We start from the raw sequence: 24,587 nt of genomic DNA on the forward strand, positions 1-24,587 counted from the left end.
CAGCCCTTAAAGCACAATTGTGCCATCAATATTTGTAAATATTTGCTGCTTTGCTTCCGTGCGGTCCATTGCTGTAATGACAGTTGCGTTTTTAGCGCTGACAATTAAAGCTGCTTGATCCATCAAGACTAATGGTTGTTTGACACCTTTTGAGTGTGCTTCAAATACCTTGTCCGATACAACCTGCCATTCCTGTTCAGAAATCGCTATCTTACGCTCCATAATACGTTCATGCGCATGCTTGCTCACTTTTAACTCTTGTTGATTGGTAGCTTCTTGTAAATGAGCTTTAAACGATTGCTGTGTGTTTATTGGCTTAGGTTGTGTCTGGCGAATAGATGGATGCAATGGTACACGATGAATTGAAAACTTATCCATCATTCTTCTCCACCTTTATTCGCTGATTACGGTAAATTCTTTATCTGTTAATTTTTTGTCATTGTCTAAGACATAATGAATTACGCCATCTTTATTCGTTACAGAAACGATACGTCCTTGTAGTTCTTGCTCGCCGTCCATATACGTAACATTTTTACCAATTAGTTTGCTTGCTTGTACAAGTGGAGATTCTGTTACTACATTTTCACTTGAACCGCCTAAAATAGCTGAGATATTACGAGGAGTTAATTCCTTACCATCAGTTAGTACAAACACCGGTTCATCATCTACAAACTTCACCGATTTAATTGTGCCTGTTCCTTCATTAATAATAGGTTTGTTTTTTTCGTCTAGCTTATCTGTTACCTCGTGCCATTGTACTTCCTTACCAACAAATGTTGTATAACTCATAAGTTGTGTTTGTTGCTGTGAGGCAAGTAATGATTGCATCGCTTTTGTCATATTTTGCATTTGTTCTAAAGAAGAGAATTGTGCCATTTGAGAAATGAATTCTCGGTCGTCCATTGGATTTGTTGGATCCTGATGTGACAATTGCGCAATTAATAATTGAAGAAAGGCATCCTTACCAAGTTCACTATTACCCGTCTGCTTCGTTGGCTTCTTATAATTGGAATAATAAAGTTCATCCGTTACATTTGTATTTACTGGTTTTGTATTAGTCGTTGCATCTGCCATCCTTACACCTCCTTACTTATTAAATAATCACTAAACGATTTACCTTCATCTTCATCTTCATCGTCGTTTTTTTGCTCCTGCTCATCTTGCTGTTGTTGCTTAAAGAAATTATTGAAGAAGCTTTGGTCGCGTTGTTGGCGATCTGCGTCTTGCAATGATTGGGCAATATCGAGACGATCAACTTGAATATTTTGCTGAACAAAGGCTTGCTTTAATTGATGTGCCTGACTATCAAGTAATTCACGTCCATGAGCTGTCGAAGCTAGCAGACGGGCTGTGAGGACACCGTCATTTTGCACAAGTTCGATACGTATTGTTCCTAGATTTTCAGGATACAATTTCAATGTTAAGCGTGTTATACCTTGTACATTCGAGATTTGAGCTTTATTGATGATTGCTTGCATCTCTTTTAAAAATGCCTCAGACTGTGCTGGTTTTGCCGCTGGCAGTGTCACTTGGAACGTGTCTGCTTTTGTTTGGACTGTATTAGAAGTCACCATTTCATTAGCACTTGTGTCTGTCTGCTTTGTAACCTGAACTTGTTGAACTACTTTCTGGAAGCCTTGCAACGGAAGCGTTACGGTTGTTTTAGTTGTTACTTGCTGTTCAGATTGAGTCGTCTCTACTTGTGTTTGTATCGTTGTTAAAAGACTTTTTATGTCAGTTAGCAAGTTTTCTTGTGATGCTGTTAAGTCCGTTTTTTGCCCAACTAATTGTGCTAACTTTAACACTTGAAGTAATGGCGCTACTTCCTTTGGAGTCACTTGTCCTTCACCCTGTAAAGCTGCCACGACTTGTGTTTGAAGCATTGGTGCCTGAGCGTCTACTATTGCTAAAAGCTCCCATACATCTCTTGCTTCTTTATCTTCTCCTAGCAACTGTTGTACTAACTTTTGAAGTTGCTCGGTATCAATCCCCAATGCATCCATTAAGTTATCAAGATTTAACATTTCATCTATAGAAACAGCTTTGCCTTCGTCACCAATTTGCAGCATTAACAAGCCATCGTCGTGTGGAATATCTAATAAATCTAGTACGTCTTCTATAGATTCAGCGTTTAAAACTGCTGCTACATCAGAAGTATCTTTTGTATCAGTTGACTGTGTAGGCTGCTGCATTTGATTTGAAGAAGAAATAATTTGTCCAAAAACAGACCCAAACGTTGCTAAATTCTCTTGGTTCGACGGTCCATTTGCTTTAACATTGGAATCGCCTGGTGTTGCAGGTTTTGTAGCCGCTGTTTTAGTTGGTATCGCCTTAGACATCATTTGCATCATCGCCACATCCATCATGTTTCACCTCCTTTCAGATTTTCTTATTGTTTAGCCATCATTTCTGTATATTTCGCTGCATCTTGTGGATTCATTTTTTCTAGAATCGCTGCTAATTTATCCGGTTTTAAGTTTGTTAAAATACGGAGTGCTTCAGTATCGCTCATTTTAATAAGAACTGGCGCTGCTGCTTTAGGGGACATCTTATCAAATGTTTTTAAAATATCAGTAAAGTCACGCTTTACGTCACTTTGCTCCCTATTTAATTTTTCAATTTCAAATTTCAGCTGTTCATTTTCTGTCGTTAACTTTTCTTTTTCAGTTGTTGCCGTATCCATTTTCTTTTGCAACTGTACGATTTCCGCATCTTTTTCTTGTACTTCAGCCTGTAAATTTACAACCTTCGAATCATTATTAACTACAGCATCTTTTGCTTGTTGTTCTTCCGAAGGAACGAATGGTAAGCTTTCAATTGCCTTCTTCCCTAAATTAAAGACATTCGTATTCATTAGGGTTGCAACAACAAGTAGAACTGCCGCCACAAACATGATAGGTATTACAAACCAAGTAAAAAACTTTCGAATGCCACCTGATTTACGTTTAGGCGGTTGTTCTACTAATTCCGTTTTAAGTCGATTGTCTTTTTTTGCCATGAAATCACCTGATTTCTCTCTTGTTATACGTAAGCAATGAAATCTCATCTAAAAAAATGCCTTCGATACGATCCTGCTCTTGCTGAAATTCCTTAAAATCTTTTTCTCGCATTTTTTCAAATTTACGTACTTCCAAGTTTTTTTCTAATAATTTTTCTTCGTGCCAATTCATTTTTGCACGCGCTTGAACAACTTTCTGCTGTACATCAACAATTGTTTTTTCGAGGCTATCAATAAATCGTGCATAGTGATGAATCTCCTCTATTGATGAACCTACAGCTAAACGCTCCTGCTGAAACTCTAATAAATCTTCTTTCTTTTTTAACAAATCATATAGCTTATTTGCCACGTCTTCAAAAGAACGTACAGATTCTTTATAGGCAATTTCAGTTTCATTTTTTTCCTGTTCTCGAATGGTTAACACTTTTTCAAAACGATATATATAGCTGACCACCCTAGTTTCCACCACCGTTCGATAATGAAATTAACTCATTCATACTTTCCACAAGGGTCACTTTATCTAAATAGCCCTGCTTTAAATATGCGGTAATGAGAGGTTCATAGTAAATTGCTTCATCAATTTCTTTTGATGTTCCTTTCTTATAGGCACCGATATTAATTAGATCCTCTGACTTGTCATATGTATAATAGAGCTCCCTTAATCGTTCTGCAGCCTTTTTGTGCTCTGGCTCTGCCACATGATTCATCAAACGGCTGACGCTTTTTAATACATTAATAGCTGGATATTGACCTTTATTGGCAAGGTTTCGATCAAGGACTATATGACCATCTAAAATCCCTCGCACAGTATCTGCAATTGGCTCATTCATATCATCACCATCTACTAATACTGTATAAAAGGCAGTAATAGAGCCTTTCTCATTAGTGCCTGTGCGTTCTAATAGTTTAGGTAAAATCGCAAATACAGATGGTGTGTATCCTTTTTGAGCTGGTGGTTCACCTGTCGCAAGACCGATTTCACGCTGTGCCATAGCAACACGGGTCACAGAGTCCATCATCAACATGACATTTAAGCCACGGTTTCTAAAATATTCGGCAATTGCTGTTGCGGTAAAGGCTCCTTTAATTCGCATTAATGCAGGCTGATCAGAAGTGGCAGCAACAACTATAGATCGACTTAAACCCTCTGGTCCTAAATCACGCTCTATAAACTCACGAACCTCACGACCACGCTCTCCAATTAGCGCGATTACGTTTAAATCCGCTTGGGTATTTCGCGCAATCATACCGAGCAATGTACTTTTCCCGACCCCAGAACCAGCGAAAATACCAACACGTTGTCCATTACCAACTGTTAACATGCCATCAATTGCTTTAACACCTACTTCAAGTCTTTCATTAATAGGTGGGCGTGTTAGCGGATTCGGTGGGTCCTGCTCTGTCGGAACTGACATTAATCCTTTCGGTAATACAGTTCCATCTATTGGATTTCCCATGGAATCAAGTACTTTACCAATTAGCTCGGGACCTACTTTTACCTCAAGTGGTGCCCCTGTACCTTCGACTAGGCAGCCAATTGATATTTCTCGAAGAGAGGTAAAAGGCATTAAGACAACAATTTCATCTTTGAAGCCTACAACCTCTGCTAAGATGATTTGATGGCCGTTTTTGGAAGTTTCCACATGAATTTTACAAACATCACCAATGGAACTATCTGGACCTTGCGACTCAATCATTAAGCCGACAACTCTAGTTACTCTACCAAATTTTTTAAAGGTTGGTATTTGAGGAATTTGTTCGATTAATTGAGCCGTTTTCATCTAGATCATTCCTTACTTTCTAATATTTCATATAGCTTCAATCTTAGTTCGTTTAATTGCTCATCAATACTTACAACAATACGGCCATGATTTGTTTCAATATAGCAATCTGTTTCATTTTCTAAATCCTCATTTACAAAAATCATAAATGGTACGTCAGTTGGGAACATTTCAGCTAGTTCATCTCGATTGGCAGTAATGAGTGCATAGTAGATAGGTGCAACATAAATTTTTATTTCTTTCATTTCTCTCGCTTCTTTAAGTCCTCTACGAACGATTGAAACAAATAATTCATTGTCTCGCTCTAAAGATGCATCAATAATTCGCTCTGCTGCTGTTAAGCCTAGCTCTAAAACAATCGATTCCTGATCTTCAATATATTTTCGAGCATTCTCCCCCGCATGAATAATTATTTCATTGGCCGTTTGGAGAGATTGGGCCATCGCTTCATTAGCTTTGTTTGTCCCATCCTCATAACCTTGACCAAATCCTTCATCATACGCTCCTTGCACTCGATTAGGTCGTTCTTCTTCCCAACCTTGCTTTAAATGTTCAATTTCCTGAAAGAACATTTGCTTCTCTTGTTCATAAGCCTCACGTTCAGCTTGTATAGTAGCTCTAGCCTCTGCAAGTAAACGATCGCGCTCTTCTAGCACTTCTTCGATAGTAATTTGTTTTTGAGGTGGAATTTCTCCGTTTTCTACCTCTTGCATCTCAAACATGTCACGAATTTGAATCTTTTTGACATGATCGCCATTGGACTGTGTATATACAGAACGGATGATTCTAGACAATGACGTCATCTCCTCCACCACGTGCAATAATAATCTCACCAGCATCCTCTAAGCGACGAATAACCGCAACAATTCGAGATTGCGCTTCCTCTACATCACGCAGACGTACAGGTCCCATAATTTCCATTTCTTCCTTAAATGTCTCAGCCATACGTTGTGACATATTGCGGAAAATAATATCTTTTACTTCTTCGCTTGAAACCTTCATTGAAAGCAGTAAGTCTTCATTTTCACAATCACGAATAACACGTTGAATCGAGCGGTTGTCGAGCGTAACAATATCCTCGAATACAAACATACGTTTTTTGATTTCTTCTGCAAGCTCTGGATCTTGAATTTCGAGTGCATCGAGAATCGTTTTTTCCGTTTGTCGGTCTACACCATTTAACACTTCAACAACTGCATCAATGCCACCCGTTTCCGTGTAATCCTGTGTAACAGTTGATGATAATTTACGCTCTAAAACAGATTCAATTTCACTAATAACTTCTGGTGAAGTTGATTCCATTACGGCTATACGTTTAGCAATATCAGCCTGTACTTCCTGTGGCAATGAAGATAAAATAACGCCCGCTTGCCCTGCCTCTAAATAAGATAGAATAAGGGCAATTGTTTGTGGATGTTCATTTTGAATAAAGTTAAAAATTTGTGCTGGATCAGCTCTACGTGCAAAGTCAAAGGGACGCACTTGTAAAGAAGATGTTAGACGATTAATAATTGTTTGCGCCTGTTCTACACCAAGTGCTTTCTCCAATACTGTCTTCGCGTAACCAATACCACCCTGTGTAATATAATCTTGCGCAAGTGCAATATTGTGGAATTCTTCAATAATTTCTTCTTTAACATTTGCTTCTACTTTTTTAACGCTTGAAATCTCTAATGTTAAACGTTCAATTTCCTCTTCTGTTAAATGTTTATAGACAGAAGCTGAAACCTCAGGCCCTAATGAAATTAACAAGAGAGCGGCCTTTTGTTTTCCGGTTAATTCTTTATCTTTCTTGGACACAGTCGAACCTCCTAGTTAGTCTTCCGCAATCCAACTACGCAGTAACTTCGCAAAATCGTCTGGCTTATCTTTTGCCATTTTTTCAAGCTGCTTACGACGCATTGTAGCTTCCGTTTCAATTTCTTCATTAATATCTTCAATCATTAGTTCTTCTTGTTCATCTAGGATACTAAGTTCTTCTTCTTCCTGCGCACGTTTACGTGAACGGATAATAAAGAATGCAAGCAATAATATTACAGCTAGTAATATGCCGCCGATTACCCAAACCCACCATGGAATAACAGATTTTTCGCTAGCTGTCTCTGTCGCTTTACCATTTAAAGGATGCACTGAAACTGCTACTTTTTCGTCGATTTGCTGTTGAGTAAGTTCAGCTGTTACATCTTTAGAAATCGTCGTACGAACAATAGTACTTAAAATTTTCTGGATATCCTCTTGAACCCCGTTTGGTAACGTTCCCGTGTCAGTTCCTGTCGGTGGTTCAACAATTACTTGGATCCCCATATCTTTAATTTTATATGGTGCCTCTTGGATATCTTTGCGTATACGATTTACTTCACTATTAATTGTTTCTTCAGTATGTTCGGATTCTCCATTACCCATTGCACCTTCGTTATAAGTTGTGAAGTTATCTGTCGTCGTTTCAGCTTCAGGTGTACCAGTGGCTGCTGCTCCTGTACCAGAATATTGATCTGTAATACGTTGAGCACTAATCTCTATTCCTGCCATATTCTCTTCGTCAACCGGCAAAACTAGGTTTTCTTCACGATTTTCCTTTTTGAAATCAATGTCTGTTGTCACAGAAACTATTACTTTGTCTTGTCCCATAAGCGTACCTAGCATATTTTGAACTTGACGTTGTAGGTCACGCTCAACCAATTTCTTCGCTTGTAACTGACCTTCTGCTGTCGTTGTTGAAGTACCATCAGCAGTTGCGGCATGCAGATCAAAGTACTCGGAGAATTGGTTAGAAATAACAATGTTATCTGTGTTTAAATTCGGAATACTTTTTGCTACTAAGTTGTACATAGTGGCAATTTGTTGCTCTGTAAATTTATAGCCAGGGTCTGTGTTCAAAACAATAGATGCTGTCGCTTCTTCTTTTACATCTTTTAAGAAAACGCCCTCTTCAGGAACGTTAATCATTACCTTTGCATCTTTTACACCATCTAGATTTTTAATAAGCTTTGCAATTTCTGTTTCAGTCGCTGCTTTTTTTAATAGATTGAACTCATTATCTGTCATACCAAACCCAGAGCTATTGGCAAAAGAGTAATCAATCGATCCTGATTGCGGATATCCTTCCGATGCCATCTGCACTAACAATGAATCTACTTGTTCTTCAGGTACTGAAATCGATGTCCCTCCCGGTGCAATTTCATACTTTACACCTTGGGTGTCTAGCGCTTCCTTCACTTGTCCGATTTCTCTTGTCGATAAATCCTTATAAAGTGGTACATATGTAGTTTTTGTAGCAAAAATTGTAATAACGGTAGCAAGTGCTATAATCCCTAATACTGAACCAATCATCACAATTTTTTGTTTTTTACTGCGACTTGTCCAAAATTGGCTGGTGTCGTTTTTTATTTTCGTCAATCGTTCATTCATTATGAATCCTCCGGTTATAGTGAATAACCTATCCATCTAATAATTCGCGAAAACAGTGATATCCCATAACATTCAATCATTATTATCACCATAATGGGTTGATTTCCGTTCCGACTGGGCGCTTTCCTGGGGGCGTCCGATGAGCCGCTTGGGGCCATCAGGATGTTGGTCACGAAGGTATTATCACAGGACGTGATGCTTTTAACCTTCATTTCTCTATTGTCTCGCTACTGGGTATTATCTGTAACATGACCCCTAAGGAGTCACCTAGCCTCCACATCAATCGTTCATTAAAATAAAGTATAAATTATGGGATATATTCTTTACTGCAATAGTGAATGTATCACTAGTTCAAATAAAGTTAGACACTCATTCGCATTATTTCTTGGTAAGCTTCAATCACCTTATTGCGAACTTCAATTGTTGCATTTAATGTAATGCTCGCCTTTTGTGATGCAATCATCACTTCGTGCAACTCTACATCCCCACCATTAATTAACTTTTGAGTAAGATTGTCAGAAGTAATTTGTTGATCATTAACTTTCGATATTGCTTCTTTTAACGAGTTCGCAAAGCTCTGTTGTGCTTCATAAGGTGTCGTGTTAAGTTTATTTGTTTCATTTACAACCTGCATAGGTGTCATTTGTGAAACGGACGAAATTATCATTATGTATCTTCCTTTCTTCTTATTTATCTTCCAATCTCTAAAGCCTTTGTCAGCATGGATTTATTTGCATTCAATACAGTTACGTTTGCCTCGTAGGAACGAGTGGCTGACATTAAATCTACCATTTCTTTTAATGGATCTACATTTGGCATATTTACATAGCCATCTGCATTCGCATCGGGATGAGTTGGATCATACACAAGTTTGAAAGGTGTTTCTGTATCTTCTTTTATTTGTGTAACTTTTACGCCGTTACCAACGACACTTTTTGCGTTTTTACCAAGTGCGACATTAAAGAACTTTGAAAACTGTCCCTCTTGCGCTGTTAATGTCACAGACTTCCGGCGATATGGTTCCCACTGCCCATTCACTTGTTTAGCACGCGTTGAATCCATGTTTGTCATATTTGAAGAAATGACATCCATTCGTAAACGCTGTGCCGTTAAAGCTGAGGCAGTGGTATTCATTCCATGAAAAATAGACATCTATTACCTACCTCCTTTAATAACAGTATTTAATGTATTTAATTTACCGTTCATACGTTCAATTAATGCGTTGTAATAAATTTGATTTTCCGCAAGCTTCGCCTGTTCAGCATCCATATCCACGCCATTACCGTTATTTCGATAACGTAAGCCATTAATATTATTCACACCAGGCGTAGATTGTCGAATCTCGAAATCATAATGTCTACTATCAGTACGATATGCCGAAATTGACATTTGTTGTTCTTTCTCCAACATATCTTTAAAACTTACACTTTTCGCCTTATAGTTCGGCGTATCGACATTCGCAATGTTATTAGCGATCGTTTTATGATTCAAAGTTGCATAGGAAAGTCCGTTTTCCAGGCTACTAATAGTTCCTCCAAACAAATCCAAAACATTCACCTCATTTATGTACTTCTTATTTTATCCAATAATACAATTGTAATTAAGATGATACGTAGTGTCTATTGTCTTTTGTCATTTTCTAGTAGTATATATGCCCTATTTTTATTCACAAATAACCAGGACAATACTTCTGTACCCCTTGCGCCGCATGGCTTCAAGCAACCAAACTCACTTCTAGTCAATTTACACTATTCCAACAGTGTTTACGGTTTTGGGATTGGTTTTTTTCCTTTTATTAACAAAACAACAGTAGACACAGTGTCTAAATTAGAGTTCCTTTTTACTACTTATAGTTGAGCTTAAAATATGGCAAAAAATTCTGAATAGCGATTCTAGACTGTCTTATAAGTAACAATAGGAGTATCTGTTTTCTTGATTTATGCAATAAGTAATGTGTATTCTAAAAATCTAATCTAGGGAGAAAGCAATAATAATAGCGTCTATGATGGTTGAAATCTTACCTACAGGAGATGAAGAAAAAGAATAAAACATAGATGATTCTCCCCACTATTTAGTACTATATCATAGTTTGACATAATTAGATGCAATGTCAATCAGCTGAAAATTTTGTCGAATTCTCATCGAATTATGAAAGAGTTCAAAAAGGCAGCTGAAACACAAATATTCCAGCTGCCTACATGTTACCTATGAAATTTAGGTATCTAAAGTATAACCTTTCACGCAAACGAAGGGGGGAAATAGCCGTACCGACTGAGCGCTTTTTTAGGGGTTTTACGTGTGAAAGCACAATGCTAACGTAGCGACAAAAAACGAGGAAGCGCCTCTGCGCTCGTCAGAGGAAAGTGAGCAACCTGGAACGGAAATAAAAGGGCCACAGTATTCATAAAGATTTCCTTCGCCATTTTGTTTTTCAACACACTATCAATTATGCCTCGGCATAATTGCGTCCGGAATCGGCTTTGTGCTTAGGCCTGCACGAGGGCCGACACGATGTCGGTCATTTCGGCAATGCCACAGGACGTGGCGTTTTTACCGATGCAGGTCAGTTAGCCGTTATCGCATGGATGCGATGATTTTAGGCTAACATCCTCTAAGCACTCCTTTCCGATTTCCGTGACATCCGCCGGAGGCTTTGGGCCAACGTGATGTTGGTCACTCAGTCGTTGACACAGGACGTGGCGTTCTTAGACTGAGTTCTTCTATTTCAGTGGATGTTTGGAAAGCCGCTGAAAGAAGTTAAAAGGCATCTGGAACAATATTATTCCAGATGCCTTACACCGTTCCATAAAGGACGTTTTATATTATTTCATTTTAATTTCAGCTAATGCATTTAAGAATTTATCGTTTAGCACTTTAATGTAAGTACCTTTCATACCTAGAGAGCGAGATTCGATTACACCTGCAGATTCTAGTTTACGTAATGCGTTTACGATCACTGAACGTGTAATGCCAACTCGGTCTGCAATTTTAGAAGCAACAAGTAAGCCTTCATGTCCGTCAAGCTCTTCAAAGATATGTTCAATAGCCTCTAACTCACTGTATGAAAGAGAGTTAATTGCCATTTGTACAACAGCTTTGCTACGGGCTTCCTCTTCAATTTCCTCAGATTTCTCACGTAAAATTTCCATACCAACTACTGTTGCACCATACTCAGCTAAAATTAAATCATCATCCTCGAATTGTGAAGATAAACGAGCAAGAATTAATGTACCTAGACGCTCACCACCACCAACAATCGGTACAATCGTTGTTAATGCATTTTGGAATAACTCTTTGTTTTCAACTGGGAAAGCAGTATGTTCGTCATGAATATCTAAGTTTGAAGATGTTTCAGAAATTGTAAACAAGCTATGTGTATATTCTTCTGGGAATTGACGCTCTTCGAACATCTTTTTCATACGTTCATTTTCAATTTGTTGGTGAATTGAAATGCCTAAAAGCTTCCCTTTACGGCTTACAATATAAACATTACTGTCTATAATATCTCCTAATGTATCTGCCATTTCTTTAAAGTTTACTGGCTTACCAGCAGATGCTTGAAGCATCGAGTTAATTTTACGTGTTTTTTCTAATAAATTCATTATATGTTCCTCCTATAAATAATCCGAAGAGTATTTACTTAATATTCTAAAGTTTTTTACAACTGAATGAAACTATTCAGCCTTATCTTACAATATAAACTGTGACAAATCTTTGTTTTTTACTATACCCGCAAGCTTTTGATCTACATATGCAGCATTGATCGGAATATTTGCAGGTGCAATTTCTGCAGCTTCAAACGATAATTCTTCCAATAAACGTTCTAAAATTGTGTGCAAACGACGAGCTCCAATATTATCAGTCTCCTGATTAACCTCGGTTGCAATTTCTGCAATTCGCTCAATCGCGTCTTCTGTAAAGTTTATTTCCACGCCTTCTGTTTCTAATAATGCCTTGTATTGCAAAATAAGCGATTGATCTGGCTCTTTCAAAATACGTACAAAATCTTGTTTCGTTAATTTTTCAAGCTCTACTCGAATCGGGAATCGGCCTTGCAATTCAGGAATTAAATCTGACGGCTTTGACATATGAAATGCTCCAGCAGCAACGAAAAGCATAAAGTCTGTTTTTACAGCACCGTACTTCGTCGTTACAGTAGAACCTTCAACGATTGGCAGAATATCGCGTTGTACACCTTCACGTGATACATTCGCAGCGGAGTTACCTTCCTTACTAGCGATTTTATCAATTTCATCAATAAAAATAATGCCTGACTGTTCAGCTCTTGTAATGGCTTCTTGTGCAACTTCATCTGCATCTATGAGCTTATTCGCTTCCTCGATTGTTAAAATACGGCGCGCGTCTTTCACTTGTACACGGCGTTTCTTTTGCTTTTTAGGCATCAAACTAGATAGCATATCCTGCATGCCACTGTTTGAAGACATATCCATGCCCGTTCCTTGTAATGCATCAAAAATAGAAGAATTTTGTTCCGTTACTTCAACTGTAACCCATTCATTTTCTAATTTGCCATTACGTAAATCGATAGCGATTTGCGCACGTTTGGAGCGTACTTCAGTTTCTTCAGAGGAATCGTCATTGGCTTGCTGTTCTTTCCCACCAAATAACATTTCAAATGGATTTTGCATGGATTGTTTTTTTCGTAAAGAAGGAACCAATAACTTAACGATAGCTTCGTTTGCTAATTCTTCTGCTTGGTCCTTCACAGACTCCATCATTTCTTCTTTTACAAGACGATGAGAAGCTTCTACTACATCACGTACCATTGATTCTACGTCGCGTCCAACGTACCCTACTTCTGTAAACTTCGTTGCTTCTACTTTCACAAATGGTGCATTTGTTAGCTTTGCAATTCTTCGAGCAATTTCTGTTTTTCCGACACCTGTTGGTCCAATCATCAAAATATTTTTCGGAATTACTTCAGCCTTCATCTCATCACTTAACAGTGAGCGTCGATATCGATTACGTAGCGCAATAGCTACCGCTCGTTTCGCTTCATTTTGTCCAACGATATAACGATCCAAATGCTCAGTAATTTGTCTTGGCGTTAAATTATTTTTTGTCATTAGATAAGCGCCTCCACGATAATATTATGATTCGTAAACACACAGATTTCAGCAGCGGTTTCTAATGCTGCCTCTGCAATTTCACGAGCAGACATTGTATCACCAGCATATTTTTTCAGAGCACGACCTGCTGATAATGCATAATTACCCCCAGAACCAATTGCCAAAACTCCATCATCCGGTTCAATCACTTCTCCAGTACCTGAAACAAGAAGGAGTGTACTTTTATCCATTACAAGTAGCATGGCCTCTAATTGACGTAGCATTTTATCACCGCGCCATTGCTTTGCAACTTCTACCGCTGCACGTTGTAAGTTACCATTGTATTCATTTAACTTTCCTTCAAACATTTCAAAAAGTGTAAAAGCATCGGCAACCGATCCTGCAAATCCGGCAAGCACCTGCCCATTAAACAGACGTCTGACCTTCCTTGCTGTACCCTTCATTACAACCGCATTCCCCAGGGTTACTTGACCATCACCTGCCATAGCGCAACCTCCATTATGATGAACTGCAAATATCGTTGTCGCATGAATTTGTCCCATTTGCCTTCCTCCTTAGCTTATTATGCCCTTGGATGAGCATTCATATATGTCTGACGAAGATGCTCTTTTGTTACATGTGTGTAAACTTGTGTAGAAGTTAAATGAGCGTGGCCTAATAACTCCTGCACCGTACGTAAATCTGCGCCATTATTCAATAAATGTGTAGCAAAAGTATGGCGAAGCATATGTGGGTATATTTTCGTATGGAGCGAGGCCTTATCAATCATTTCAGTTAAAATATGACGTACACCTCGAGGAGTAAGTTCCCCACCGCGCATGTTGACAAACAATTGCTGATGACTTGTGTTTTTCATCAATCGTGGACGAGCTTGCTCTATGTAATCCTGCATAGCTAAACTCGCAAATTGCCCGAATGGAATAATACGTTCTTTTCGCCCTTTTCCCATTACCCTAATAATTGAATAATGGAAATCAACATCTTCTACTTGAATTGAGGTAAGCTCACTTACACGAATACCTGTCGCATATAACAGCTCTAATATAGCCATATTTCTTAATGATTTCAAATCATCGCCAACATTCGCATCAAATAGCTGCTTCAATTCTTCTTCGTAGAAAAAACTTGGTAAGCGCGATTCTTTTTTGGGGTGATAAAGTGATCGAAATGCCCCATCATCTAATCCGTACTGTCTATTTAGAAAGCGAAAGAAAGAGCGTATTGAGGAGATTTTCCTTGATACAGATGACCTTGCTCTCTTTTCATCGTACAACTTTGTTACATAAAGACGTGCATGTATATACTCAACACTAGCTAAATCATTTACACCTTCTGCTTGCAAAAACGCTAAAAAATCTAGTAGGTCCGATTCATATTCTCGCACTGTATGAACAGAGAAGTTTTTTTCAATTTGAATATAAAGCATAAACTGCTCAAGTGCATCTTGGGACGAAACTAACATTAAAAGATTCACCACCAAATGATAATTAATAACCTTCTCAAATTACGGCTGATGAGCCAAAATTACTTACACTTGCCAATAAAAGGATGTACAATTTCGTTTATCCTCTTTAGTGTGTCACTTTGGGTATCGTTAATGTAGATAAACATACATACTGACACTATACCTATCTTCATCATATAGCAAGTGGAAATGTTTATATTTTGAGAAAATCTCCATACAAAATAATAAAATACGTGTAAATTAGCATTTTGCCTACAAAAAAGAAAAAGCCTCTAAGAGTATATCAACTTTTAGAGGCTTTTTGCAATCAAATTGTTTGTGAATTCACAAAATTACGAATTGTGTTTATTGCGCGTGTAGCATGCATTTCTGCACGCTCTGGTTTCGAACGACGTCCTGGTGGTAGTTCAGGGAAAATGCCGAAGTTAACGTTCATTGGCTGGAAGTTTTTCGATTGTGCTTCTGTTATATAACGCGCCATACTTCCTAAAGCCGTTTCGAATGGGAAGATAAGTTGTTCTTGTCCTAATGCTAATCGAGCCGCATTAATACCAGCAATTAATCCGCTACCAGCTGATTCAACATATCCTTCGACACCTGTCATTTGACCAGCAAAGAAAATATTTTTTTGCTCGCGAAGCTGATAAGTTTTCTCTAAAACCTTCGGCGAATTAATGAACGTGTTTCTATGCATTACTCCATAACGAACGATTTCAACATTCTCTAATCCCGGAATTAATTGCAATACTTCTTTCTGTGGTCCCCATTTTAAATGTGTTTGGAAGCCAACGATATTGTAAAGAGTTCCTGCTGCATCATCTTGTCGTAATTGGACAACAGCATAAGGTCGTTTTCCTGTTTTTGGATCCTCTAGACCTACTGGCTTCATCGGTCCAAATAACATTGTTTTCTCCCCGCGAGCAGCCATTACTTCGATTGGCATACAACCTTCAAAGTAAATTTCCTTTTCAAATTCTTTTAATGGCACAACCTCAGCTTCGATTAACGCTTGACGGAAACGATCAAATTCTTCCTTTGTCATAGGACAGTTTAAATAAGCTGCTTCCCCTTTATCGTAACGAGATTTTAAATAAACCTTTTCCATATCGATGCTATCTTTTTCAATAATTGGTGCTGCTGCATCATAGAAATATAAATAATCTAAACCTGTTAAGCCTTGAATTTTTTCAGCTAAAGCTTTCGATGTTAGTGGACCTGTGGCAATAACCGTAATACCTTCTGGAACTTCAGTGACTTCTTCATGAATTACTTCCACAAGAGGATGGTTTTTCACTGAGTCTGTCACATAGCCCGCAAACTCATGACGATCCACTGCTAATGCACCGCCTGCTGGTACTGAACATGCATCTGCTGCCTTCATAATAACAGAATCTAACATACGCATTTCTTCTTTAATCACACCTACGGCATTTGTTAATCCATTTGCACGTAGTGAGTTCGAACAAACAAGCTCTGCAAATTTATCAGTATGGTGAGCTGGTGTTTGCTTTACTGGGCGCATTTCATAAAGTCTAACTTTCACACCACGTTGAGCAATTTGCCAAGCAGCCTCACTGCCTGCAAGACCTGCGCCTATTACATTTACTACTTGTTCAGTCATGTTCTTACCATCTTTCTATCATTGAGTAGGTGTCTCTTCATAGTCACATTTCGTACACTGAATTTGGACACCTTTTTTAATTTTTTTCTCTACTAATAATGCATTACATTTCGGACATGGTCTACTAATTGGCTTATCCCAAGAAACAAATTCACACTCAGGATACTGATTGCAACCATAGAATAAACGCTTTGTTTTACTCTTTCGTTCTACAATTTCGCCTGTTTCACAGGAAGGACATTTTACGCCAATAGGTTTCATAATAGCTTTTGTATTGCGGCAATCTGGGAAGTTTGAACAAGCCATAAATTTCCCATATCGTCCAAGCTTAAAGACCATTGGAGATCCACAAAGCTCACAATCCTCGCCAGCCGGTTCATCTTTTATAACGACCTTTTCCATAGCCTCATCTGCATATTTTACATGGACCTCAAAATCCTTATAAAACTCATGTACAACTTCTTTCCACTGACGATCGCCTTCTTCAATATCATCCAAATCTTGCTCCATTTGTGCTGTGAATTCGATATTTATGATATCAGGGAAAAACTCAAGTACGAGTTGGTGCACGATTTCTCCTAGCTCTGTCGGCATAAATCGCTTTGCATCTAATACGACATAGCCACGGCGCTGAATTGTATCGAGGGTCGGTGCATATGTGGACGGGCGCCCTATACCTAACTCTTCCATTGTTTTCACAAGACGCGCCTCTGAATAACGTGGTGGTGGCTGTGTAAAATGTTGCTTTGGCTCAATTTCAAGAGATTTTACTTGATCGCCAACTTCCATTTCAGGTAGAAGCTTGGTTGTTTCTTCTGTTTGATCATCTGTACCCTCAATATATAGCTTCATAAAGCCTGCAAATTTAACTTGTGAGCCGTTTGCACGGAATAAAACATCACCATTTTGTAGATCAACAGCAACTGTATCAAGTACGGCCGGCGCCATCTGACTAGCGATAAAGCGCTCCCAAATTAAACGATATAAGCGCAATTGGTCGCGACTAAGCACTGCTTTTAATTCATCTGGAGTTCGCATCGTACTAGTTGGACGAATGGCCTCATGGGCATCTTGTGCATTCGATGCTTTTTTAGCCTGCTTCGTCTCTGTGGAGATGAATTCTTTGCCGTATTTGGATTCAATGTAGGCAATTGTCTCTGTTTTTGCTGTATCCGAAACACGTGTAGAATCGGTACGCATATACGTGATTAAACCGACTGTCCCCTCTTTTTTACCAATATCAATACCTTCATATAATTGTTGCGCAAGCATCATCGTTTTTTTAGCACGGAAATTTAACTTACGTGCGGCCTCTTGCTGTAAAGAAGATGTTGTAAAAGCAGGTGCTGCATTTCGTTTACGTTCTTTTTTGGATACATTGACAACTTCAAAACTTGTACCTTTAACATTTTTTAAAATAGATTTTACTTGTTCTTCATTTGTTAATTTAATTTTTTCTTTGCCATCACCATAATAAAGTGCATCGAACGTTTTCTTACCTTTTTCAAATGAACCTTCAATTGTCCAATATTCTTCCGGTTGGAAGTTTTTAATTTCATTTTCACGATCAATAATCATGCGTAGTGCTACAGATTGTACTCGTCCTGCTGATAATCCCTTTTTAACCTTTTTCCAAAGAATCGGACTAATGTTATAACCAACAAGTCTGTCCAATATACGACGTGTTTGCTGTGCATCTACTAAATCCATATTAATAGGACGTGGATTTTTAAAAGATTCTAAAATCGCATCTTTTGTAATTTCATTAAAAACGACACGACAATCTGAATGAATATCAATATTTAACGCAGTCGCAAGGTGCCAAGCAATCGCTTCTCCCTCGCGGTCTGGATCGGCTGCTAGAAAGACTTTCTTCACTTTTTTAGCCGCAGACTTTAAGTCCTGTAAAACAGGCCCTTTACCACGAATCGTAATATATTTAGGTTCATAATTATTTTCAGGACTAACGCCCATTTGGCTACGTGGTAGATCACGAACATGCCCGATAGACGCCTTTACTTTATATTTTTTCCCTAAATATCGTTCAATTGTTTTTGCTTTTGCTGGTGATTCTACAATCACTAAATAATCCGCCATCTATGTCTCCCCCTTAGCGAGGTCCATTGCTAATTTTTTAAGTTACCTGTTGCAAAATGTATAACAGATTTTAAGATAATGCAACTTTTTTTCAATTTTTGTTAGAAAAGAGCGCAAGTGTTTCAACGATTTCGTGACCATTGCACACTGGAATGGCTCCTTCTAATAGTAGTTTATTTGTGCCTTTTGATTGCTCCGCATTAATTGGACCCGGTACAACAAATACATCTTTTCCTTGTTCTAATGCATATTCTGTTGTAATAAGCGTTCCACTTCTTAATGCTGCTTCGGTTACAACTAAAGCTTTGGACAATCCGCTAATTATTCGGTTACGCATAGGAAAATGCCATTTCTCAGGCTTCATATATGGAGGATACTCTGTGACAAGTAACTGATGCTCCGCCATATGCCCAGCAAGAGACTGGTTTTCCTTAGGGTATATATAATTAAACCCGTGTCCAAGCACTGCAATTGTGGAACCTCCAACTTTTATAGTCGTCTCATGAGCTATCGTATCCGCCCCTCTTGCAAGCCCGCTTACAACAGTATATCCGTCTTCAACAAGAGGCGGAACAATTAGGTCCATCGCAGTTTTTGTATAAGCTGTAGCCTTTCTAGAGCCTATAATAGCTACTTGTTTGTCGTTCGTTAATAGAGAATACCGACCTTTCACATACAATACAGTAGGTGGACTGGATATTTCAAATAATTGCGCCGGGTAAAAAGGATGATGAAAAGGTATAGGGGAAATATCGGCCCGTTCATAAGCTTTTTCAAACGACAATGTCATATTTTGTCGAAAGCTACGAGATAAATCTAATGCTTTGTGTGATGATATTTGCAGTGCTTTTGCAATCTCGTAGGGGGGCGCTTCTTCAAAATAACTTAGTATATCCACCGGGGACAATAATTGCTGAAGTTTTTGAAGTGGTAATGGGTATATATAATGTAAAGCTAGTAATCTCTGTGTATCGACTGAAAAAATCATCTAAAAACCTCCTTTTATATAGAAGAAATTAAATGACCGCATTTTTTAATGACACAGCTTTTTTAGGAAAGGTTTTTTTAAAAGTAAGTAGGAGTTAGAAATTTCATCTTTTGACACATTTCCATTAAAAGCATAGTAAAGCCGTGTCTAAATCAATTATGCCTCGGCATAATTGCGTCTGGAATCTGCTTTGTGCTTAGGCCTGCACGAGGGCCGACACGATGTCGGTCATTTCGGTAATGCCACAGGACGTGGCGCTTTTACCGATGCAGGTCAGTTAGCCGTTATCGCATGGATGCGATGATTTTAGGCTAACATCCCCTAAGAACTCCTTTCTGATTCCATGACATCCGCCGGAGGCTTTAACTTCTTTCAGCGGATGTCCAAACACCCGCTGAAAGAAGTTAAAGAAAAAGATGTAGCCACAATGTGCTACATCTTCCATTTTAATGGGTTTTACACTTTTCGTATAGCCCTTTTTCTTTAATTACTTTAATAAGTGTGTCACCAATGACAGATGGCGTTTCTGCTACTTCAATACCAGCAGCATTCATTGCCTTAATTTTCTCTGCCGCTGTTCCTTTACCACCTGAGATAATAGCACCAGCGTGACCCATACGTTTTCCTGGAGGCGCTGTTTGTCCACCGATAAAACCAACGACAGGTTTCGTCATATTCGCTTTAATCCACTCAGCCGCTTCTTCTTCAGCAGTACCTCCTATTTCCCCAATCATCACAACTGCATATGTTTCTGGATCGTTGTTGAACGCTTCCAAAACATCGATAAAGTTTGTACCATTGACAGGGTCTCCACCGATACCTACAGCTGTAGTTTGACCAATACCAGCTTGTGTTAATTGGTGTACGGCTTCGTATGTTAGCGTACCAGAGCGAGAAACAACTCCTACATGCCCTTTCGTATGGATATAACCTGGCATAATACCAATCTTACATTCATCTGCCGTAATAACACCTGGACAGTTTGGACCTACTAGACGTGTCTTTTTACCTTCCATATAACGTTTAACCTTAACCATATCAAGGACAGGAATATGTTCAGTAATACAGATTGTTAATTCTAATTCAGCATCAACAGCCTCTAAAATAGCATCTGCAGCAAATGGAGCAGGTACATAAATAACTGAAGTTGTTGCGCCTGTTGCAGCTACAGCTTCCACTACAGTGTTAAATACAGGCACTCCTTCGATTTCAAGACCACCTTTACCTGGTGTTACACCAGCTACAATTTTAGTACCATACTCAAGCATTTGCTTCGTATGGAAAAGCGCTGTTTCGCCCGTAATCCCTTGTACAATTACCTTCGTATCTTTATCTATAAATACAGCCATTGTTCTCCCTGCCTTCCTTAGCCTACTAGTCCCACAATTTTTTGTGCACCGTCAGCCATTGAATCTGCTGCAACGATGTTTAAACCAGATGCATTTAAAATCTCTTTTCCAAGTTCTACATTTGTACCTTCTAAACGTACAACTAACGGCACAGCTAAGCCAATTTCTTTGGCAGCTGTTACAACACCCTCAGCAATAATGTTACATTTCATAATTCCGCCAAAAATGTTTACGAAAATGCCTTTTACATGTGGATCAGAAAGGATAATTTTGAAAGCTTCTGTTACTTTTTCAGCCGTTGCACCGCCACCTACATCTAGGAAGTTAGCGGGGCTTCCGCCATAATAGCTAATTGTGTCCATTGTAGCCATAGCAAGACCAGCTCCATTAACCATACAGCCAATGTTACCATCTAGTGAAATATAGCTAAGGTCATATTTTGATGCTTCGATTTCCTTTGGATCTTCTTCATCAAAATCACGTAATTCGACAATATCTTTATGACGATACAACGCATTTGCATCGAAATTAAATTTAGCATCTAATGCCAAAACTTCACCTTGTCCAGTTACAACAAGTGGATTTATTTCTACAATAGAAGCATCCTTGTCGATAAATGCTTGATACAAGCCTAGCATTAATTTAACAGCTTTCCCTACTAGGTTAGCTGGAATATTCATATTAAACGCCATACGACGTGCTTGGAAACCTGTTAACCCAATAACAGGATCCACAACTTCTTTGAAGATTTTTTCTGGATGTGATTCTGCTACTTCCTCAATATCCATGCCGCCCTCTTCAGACCCCATCATTGTTACACGGGATGTTGCGCGGTCTAATACTAAACTTAAATAGTATTCTTTTTGAATATCAGAACCCTCTTCAATATATAAGCGTTTTATTTCTTTTCCCTCAGGACCTGTTTGATGAGTTACTAAAATTTTACCTATTAATTCTTTTGCATATGTACGCACCTCGTCAAGGTTTTTAGCGATTTTTACGCCACCCGCTTTACCGCGTCCACCTGCATGAATTTGCGCCTTGACTACTGTCACGTTAGAGCCAAGTTCCTTCGCTACTTTCACTGCTTCATCAGGGGAAAAAGCAACTTTTCCGTTTGGTACAGCTACACCATATTTTCTAAGAATCTCTTTCCCTTGATATTCATGGATATTCATAATACATCCTCCCATCAAACATTTGCATAAAATTGTTTTACTAACATAATCTATTCTAACTAAAGATTCTGATAAAGTCTACACTTTGTCTTTTATTCATTTTTTATCTTTTAATATGACACTTTCTTCTGTTTCGTGTACTAAAACAGATTTTTATGAAAATCAGAATTCTTTGTTTTTTCTGTATTTTTGCGCATGTTGTTGATCTAATCGATATATAAATGCAAATACCTCAGCGACAGCTTCGTACAATTCTTCCGGAATTGACTCATTTAAATCTAATTGTCCAAGTAATTGAACAAGGTTAGGATCCTCATAAATCGGGACATCGTGCTCATTCGCGCGTGCTAATATATTTTCTGCTGTTTTCCCTTTTCCTTTTGCTACGACTGTTGGACTATCAAAACGTCCTAACTTATACGTGAGAGCGATAGCCTCTTTTCGAGTAAATTTTTCTTCACTCATATGCGAAAATCCACCCCACTATGTTCCTCCTGCTGTTCTACTACAGGTTTTTTTTCAGGTTGGGCTTTTTCAAATTGCTTAATAAAAACACCTGAAAGTTGATACTCTTTTTCAGCTAGGCCTATTTTTAATGCTGCTTTTAGTGGTTCTGCAAGCGGAATAATATCATTATTTTCATTAAATACTGTCACAGAAACTACACGATTTTGAACCTGCATATCAATAACCGTCTCTTTCATAGATTCCATTTGTAAATAAAATAATATACGCGCATAATTGGCATCAATTTTACCATCTTCCTTCATGCGTCCATTCCACTGTAATGTTGCATCCATTTTCTTGCCGAAGAATTCCAATGGTACTTGCATAATAAGCTGGTGCTGATGGCCATTCTCCCCTGATGCTAGCTGCATGCCGTTCATACGTGCCATTAACATTTCGGCAGCTTCCTTTAGCTGAGGAGTAAGGTGTGTTTCCTGCAATAATGTATGTAGCTGAGGTTTTAACTGATGTGCAATCTCCTGTAAATCTGCTGACTTATTACTAAGTGTCGCTTCATAGCTAACTCCTAGATTTTTTAATACCGTTTTAAGTGCATGTTCCATTGCTTTACTGTCCATAGAATTTTGTACATGAGCATCTGCTTGTGTAACAATCTGCTGAATCATTGATTGCGGGGATTCAACACTATTTTTCATAAGACTTCGCATGAATGCTTCGTTTTGTAGCGGAGAAGTTGCTTCATTCTTTAGAAGGGATAATAAATGGTCCTTCACTGAAAGAGCATTGGCGTCTTGTGTAAACAAACGCTCCGTAGAATTTTCTGCAAACGCTTTTATAAGTTGTTCTTGCATCTGTTTTGCAAAAATCTCTAGAGTTTGTTTAGTTGCTGGTAGCTGATTAAATCGATCGATAAGTTGATTTAATGACTGCTTTTGTCCATCGGTTAACAAGCTTTGATTTGCTGTCCATGATTTAAGCTGGTCAACAAGATGATTTATATTGTCAGATTTTGTCGTTAAAATGGTTTGAATAACTTCTCCAGCCTGTTGAAGCTGATTTGGCTGGATAGACTTTACATCGCTAAGGCTTGACCAGTTTTGCAAGGTCGCCTGCTGAGGAAGTATCCCTGCCTCCTTTAAAATATTCATGGCTTGAATCTTGTCACTCATAGAAGCCGCATTATTCGTTAATATTTGTATAGACTTGGCAAGTACTAAACTACCTGTTTCTACTTCAAAAGGCTTTGCAATTGCCTGTACCTGTTGCATTAGATTTTGCTTAAGGTTTTCTGGTAAAGCTATATCCTTCGTTAAAAGTTGCGTAAAGTTTTCCATTACGGAAATCATGCCATTAGTTTTTTGTCCACTCATAAGAGCTTGAAAAACATCATTTGTCATCGGCATTTTAAACTCCACCATTTTTTGAATGGCTTGCAGGGCATCCATTTTAGTAATGCCTTCTGGTAATGCCTTTAACCACATTTCTGCCTGCATCAGCTGCTCTTTTGATATCGGTAGCTGTGCTTTCATAAAATGAGCTAAAAGCTGCTGCATTTCAGTTGTTTTTGGCAAATTCATTGATTCAAGTAACTGATTAATTTGTTGACTTTGGGAAGCCGTTTGCGTCATGGGACCCGTAACAACCTTTAGTTCTGTTTGTGGGCTTGTACCAGTTACTTGAAAGAAATGGGCATCGCCTGCTTTTAGTGGTACTTCGAGTTTAGCAATAAACTTCTGATGGCCAACTTGTATTTCCGCCATTTGATCTGGATATAATTGTTTGATTGTTCCTTGAAATACTTGTCCTTGTTTTAAAGTAAGTGGCTGATTAGCTGAGCTTAAAGCAGTTTGTTGCATTTGAATCGGATTAAAAGATGTGGCTGTCATATACGTACTCCTTTCATCAATTACTCCTTGGCGTAATTGGCGTCCTTTTTTTACGTGGGGTTGATTTCCGCTCCGACTGGGCGCTTTCCTGGGGGCGTCCAGTCGGAGCGGAAATCAACTTATCCACATGATATACGTTTTAACAAATGTCATTTTTGCTGATGTGCCTTTTATTTTTTATTTGCTATTATGTTTTCAAAATGACATCCGCCGGAGCATTAACTTATTTCAGCGGATGTTTGCACAATATATATTTGT

23 protein-coding genes are annotated in these 24,587 nt (G+C 38.5%); all 23 read right to left on the reverse strand.

The window, feature by feature from the left end; translation table 11 throughout:
- Positions 1-6: 6 nt before the first annotated feature.
- The 23 genes from ABH968_RS04605 to ABH968_RS04715 all read right to left on the reverse strand — a co-directional run bounded on the left by ABH968_RS04605 (position 7) and on the right by ABH968_RS04715 (position 24,329).
- Positions 7-378: a TIGR02530 family flagellar biosynthesis protein gene (locus ABH968_RS04605; protein WP_370042923.1), complete on the reverse strand. Its 372-nt coding sequence runs from the start codon at positions 376-378 to the stop codon at positions 7-9.
- Positions 379-393: 15 nt separating this feature from the next.
- Positions 394-1,074 (reverse strand): flagellar hook assembly protein FlgD, encoded by a 681-nt coding sequence (gene flgD, locus ABH968_RS04610; protein ID WP_370042863.1) that lies wholly within the window; start codon positions 1,072-1,074, stop codon positions 394-396.
- A 2-nt stretch (positions 1,075-1,076) separates the two neighbouring features.
- Positions 1,077-2,366: a flagellar hook-length control protein FliK gene (locus ABH968_RS04615; RefSeq protein ID WP_370042864.1), complete on the reverse strand. Its 1,290-nt coding sequence runs from the start codon at positions 2,364-2,366 to the stop codon at positions 1,077-1,079.
- Between the two features lie 23 nt (positions 2,367-2,389).
- Positions 2,390-2,998 (reverse strand): MotE family protein, encoded by a 609-nt coding sequence (locus tag ABH968_RS04620; protein WP_370042865.1) that lies wholly within the window; start codon positions 2,996-2,998, stop codon positions 2,390-2,392.
- A 4-nt stretch (positions 2,999-3,002) separates the two neighbouring features.
- On the reverse strand, positions 3,003-3,452 hold the full coding sequence (gene fliJ, locus ABH968_RS04625) for a flagellar export protein FliJ (protein ID WP_370042866.1): 450 nt from the start codon (positions 3,450-3,452) through the stop codon (positions 3,003-3,005).
- Position 3,453: 1 nt separating this feature from the next.
- Positions 3,454-4,779, reverse strand: a complete 1,326-nt coding sequence (gene fliI / locus ABH968_RS04630) for a flagellar protein export ATPase FliI (RefSeq protein WP_053483299.1) — start codon at positions 4,777-4,779, stop codon at positions 3,454-3,456.
- A gap of 5 nt (positions 4,780-4,784) precedes the next feature.
- Positions 4,785-5,573 carry a flagellar assembly protein FliH gene (gene fliH / locus ABH968_RS04635; RefSeq protein WP_370042867.1) on the reverse strand — a complete coding sequence of 263 codons (789 nt, stop codon included), beginning with the start codon at positions 5,571-5,573 and terminating at the stop codon, positions 4,785-4,787.
- Positions 5,566-6,579 carry a flagellar motor switch protein FliG gene (fliG, locus tag ABH968_RS04640; protein ID WP_053594207.1) on the reverse strand — a complete coding sequence of 338 codons (1,014 nt, stop codon included), beginning with the start codon at positions 6,577-6,579 and terminating at the stop codon, positions 5,566-5,568. Before fliG ends, fliH begins: the two co-directional genes overlap by 8 nt.
- A 15-nt stretch (positions 6,580-6,594) precedes the next feature.
- Positions 6,595-8,187 (reverse strand): flagellar basal-body MS-ring/collar protein FliF, encoded by a 1,593-nt coding sequence (gene fliF, locus ABH968_RS04645; protein ID WP_370042868.1) that lies wholly within the window; start codon positions 8,185-8,187, stop codon positions 6,595-6,597.
- 361 nt (positions 8,188-8,548) lie between these two features.
- On the reverse strand, positions 8,549-8,854 hold the full coding sequence (gene fliE / locus ABH968_RS04650; RefSeq protein ID WP_370042869.1) for a flagellar hook-basal body complex protein FliE: 306 nt from the start codon (positions 8,852-8,854) through the stop codon (positions 8,549-8,551).
- Positions 8,855-8,877: 23 nt separating this feature from the next.
- Entirely contained in the window at positions 8,878-9,339 is a 462-nt protein-coding gene (gene flgC / locus ABH968_RS04655) for a flagellar basal body rod protein FlgC (RefSeq protein WP_370042870.1), read from the reverse strand.
- A 3-nt stretch (positions 9,340-9,342) separates the two neighbouring features.
- Positions 9,343-9,735: a flagellar basal body rod protein FlgB gene (gene flgB / locus ABH968_RS04660; protein WP_370042871.1), complete on the reverse strand. Its 393-nt coding sequence runs from the start codon at positions 9,733-9,735 to the stop codon at positions 9,343-9,345.
- Between the two features lie 1,274 nt (positions 9,736-11,009).
- Complete coding sequence (gene codY, locus ABH968_RS04665) at positions 11,010-11,789, reverse strand: GTP-sensing pleiotropic transcriptional regulator CodY (protein WP_370042872.1); 780 nt, start codon at positions 11,787-11,789, stop codon at positions 11,010-11,012.
- 87 nt (positions 11,790-11,876) lie between these two features.
- Positions 11,877-13,274 carry an ATP-dependent protease ATPase subunit HslU gene (hslU, locus tag ABH968_RS04670; protein WP_370042873.1) on the reverse strand — a complete coding sequence of 466 codons (1,398 nt, stop codon included), beginning with the start codon at positions 13,272-13,274 and terminating at the stop codon, positions 11,877-11,879.
- The gene (gene hslV / locus ABH968_RS04675) at positions 13,274-13,819 is read right to left on the reverse strand and encodes an ATP-dependent protease subunit HslV (protein WP_053483307.1); all 546 of its coding nucleotides are present in this window, start codon (positions 13,817-13,819) and stop codon (positions 13,274-13,276) included. The genes hslU and hslV overlap by 1 nt, the downstream gene beginning before the upstream one ends.
- 20 nt (positions 13,820-13,839) lie before the next feature.
- Positions 13,840-14,739 carry a tyrosine recombinase XerC gene (xerC, locus tag ABH968_RS04680; RefSeq protein WP_053483308.1) on the reverse strand — a complete coding sequence of 300 codons (900 nt, stop codon included), beginning with the start codon at positions 14,737-14,739 and terminating at the stop codon, positions 13,840-13,842.
- Between the two features lie 310 nt (positions 14,740-15,049).
- Entirely contained in the window at positions 15,050-16,363 is a 1,314-nt protein-coding gene (gene trmFO, locus ABH968_RS04685) for an FADH(2)-oxidizing methylenetetrahydrofolate--tRNA-(uracil(54)-C(5))-methyltransferase TrmFO (protein WP_370042874.1), read from the reverse strand.
- 18 nt (positions 16,364-16,381) lie between these two features.
- Complete coding sequence (gene topA, locus ABH968_RS04690; protein WP_370042875.1) at positions 16,382-18,460, reverse strand: type I DNA topoisomerase; 2,079 nt, start codon at positions 18,458-18,460, stop codon at positions 16,382-16,384.
- A gap of 91 nt (positions 18,461-18,551) precedes the next feature.
- Positions 18,552-19,448 carry a DNA-processing protein DprA gene (gene dprA, locus ABH968_RS04695; protein ID WP_370042876.1) on the reverse strand — a complete coding sequence of 299 codons (897 nt, stop codon included), beginning with the start codon at positions 19,446-19,448 and terminating at the stop codon, positions 18,552-18,554.
- 446 nt (positions 19,449-19,894) lie between these two features.
- A complete protein-coding gene (sucD, locus tag ABH968_RS04700; protein ID WP_370042877.1) occupies positions 19,895-20,797 on the reverse strand; it encodes a succinate--CoA ligase subunit alpha in 903 nt (300 codons plus the stop codon).
- 17 nt (positions 20,798-20,814) lie between these two features.
- Entirely contained in the window at positions 20,815-21,975 is a 1,161-nt protein-coding gene (sucC, locus tag ABH968_RS04705) for an ADP-forming succinate--CoA ligase subunit beta (protein ID WP_370042878.1), read from the reverse strand.
- A gap of 162 nt (positions 21,976-22,137) precedes the next feature.
- The gene (locus ABH968_RS04710; protein ID WP_053483314.1) at positions 22,138-22,440 is read right to left on the reverse strand and encodes an EscU/YscU/HrcU family type III secretion system export apparatus switch protein; all 303 of its coding nucleotides are present in this window, start codon (positions 22,438-22,440) and stop codon (positions 22,138-22,140) included.
- Positions 22,437-24,329: a hypothetical protein gene (locus tag ABH968_RS04715; protein ID WP_370042879.1), complete on the reverse strand. Its 1,893-nt coding sequence runs from the start codon at positions 24,327-24,329 to the stop codon at positions 22,437-22,439. Before ABH968_RS04715 ends, ABH968_RS04710 begins: the two co-directional genes overlap by 4 nt.
- Between the last annotated feature and the right edge of the window lie 258 nt (positions 24,330-24,587).

Source organism: Lysinibacillus sp. RC79 (assembly GCF_041262405.1).
Classification (GTDB): domain Bacteria; phylum Bacillota; class Bacilli; order Bacillales_A; family Planococcaceae; genus Lysinibacillus.

What these genes read in the sequence shown, in the direction of transcription:
- ABH968_RS04605 (WP_370042923.1), bottom strand. Translation starts at nt 378, where the DNA reads ATGGATAAGTTTTCAATTCATCGTGTACCATTGCATCCATCTATTCGC.
- flgD (WP_370042863.1), bottom strand. Translation starts at nt 1,074, where the DNA reads ATGGCAGATGCAACGACTAATACAAAACCAGTAAATACAAATGTAACG.
- ABH968_RS04615 (WP_370042864.1), bottom strand. Translation starts at nt 2,366, where the DNA reads ATGATGGATGTGGCGATGATGCAAATGATGTCTAAGGCGATACCAACT.
- ABH968_RS04620 (WP_370042865.1), bottom strand. Translation starts at nt 2,998, where the DNA reads ATGGCAAAAAAAGACAATCGACTTAAAACGGAATTAGTAGAACAACCG.
- fliI (WP_053483299.1), bottom strand. Translation starts at nt 4,779, where the DNA reads ATGAAAACGGCTCAATTAATCGAACAAATTCCTCAAATACCAACCTTT.
- fliF (WP_370042868.1), bottom strand. Translation starts at nt 8,187, where the DNA reads ATGAATGAACGATTGACGAAAATAAAAAACGACACCAGCCAATTTTGG.
- fliE (WP_370042869.1), bottom strand. Translation starts at nt 8,854, where the DNA reads ATGATAATTTCGTCCGTTTCACAAATGACACCTATGCAGGTTGTAAAT.
- flgC (WP_370042870.1), bottom strand. Translation starts at nt 9,339, where the DNA reads ATGTCTATTTTTCATGGAATGAATACCACTGCCTCAGCTTTAACGGCA.
- codY (WP_370042872.1), bottom strand. Translation starts at nt 11,789, where the DNA reads ATGAATTTATTAGAAAAAACACGTAAAATTAACTCGATGCTTCAAGCA.
- hslU (WP_370042873.1), bottom strand. Translation starts at nt 13,274, where the DNA reads ATGACAAAAAATAATTTAACGCCAAGACAAATTACTGAGCATTTGGAT.
- hslV (WP_053483307.1), bottom strand. Translation starts at nt 13,819, where the DNA reads ATGGGACAAATTCATGCGACAACGATATTTGCAGTTCATCATAATGGA.
- xerC (WP_053483308.1), bottom strand. Translation starts at nt 14,739, where the DNA reads ATGTTAGTTTCGTCCCAAGATGCACTTGAGCAGTTTATGCTTTATATT.
- trmFO (WP_370042874.1), bottom strand. Translation starts at nt 16,363, where the DNA reads ATGACTGAACAAGTAGTAAATGTAATAGGCGCAGGTCTTGCAGGCAGT.
- topA (WP_370042875.1), bottom strand. Translation starts at nt 18,460, where the DNA reads ATGGCGGATTATTTAGTGATTGTAGAATCACCAGCAAAAGCAAAAACA.
- dprA (WP_370042876.1), bottom strand. Translation starts at nt 19,448, where the DNA reads ATGATTTTTTCAGTCGATACACAGAGATTACTAGCTTTACATTATATA.
- sucD (WP_370042877.1), bottom strand. Translation starts at nt 20,797, where the DNA reads ATGGCTGTATTTATAGATAAAGATACGAAGGTAATTGTACAAGGGATT.
- sucC (WP_370042878.1), bottom strand. Translation starts at nt 21,975, where the DNA reads ATGAATATCCATGAATATCAAGGGAAAGAGATTCTTAGAAAATATGGT.
- ABH968_RS04710 (WP_053483314.1), bottom strand. Translation starts at nt 22,440, where the DNA reads ATGAGTGAAGAAAAATTTACTCGAAAAGAGGCTATCGCTCTCACGTAT.
- ABH968_RS04715 (WP_370042879.1), bottom strand. Translation starts at nt 24,329, where the DNA reads ATGACAGCCACATCTTTTAATCCGATTCAAATGCAACAAACTGCTTTA.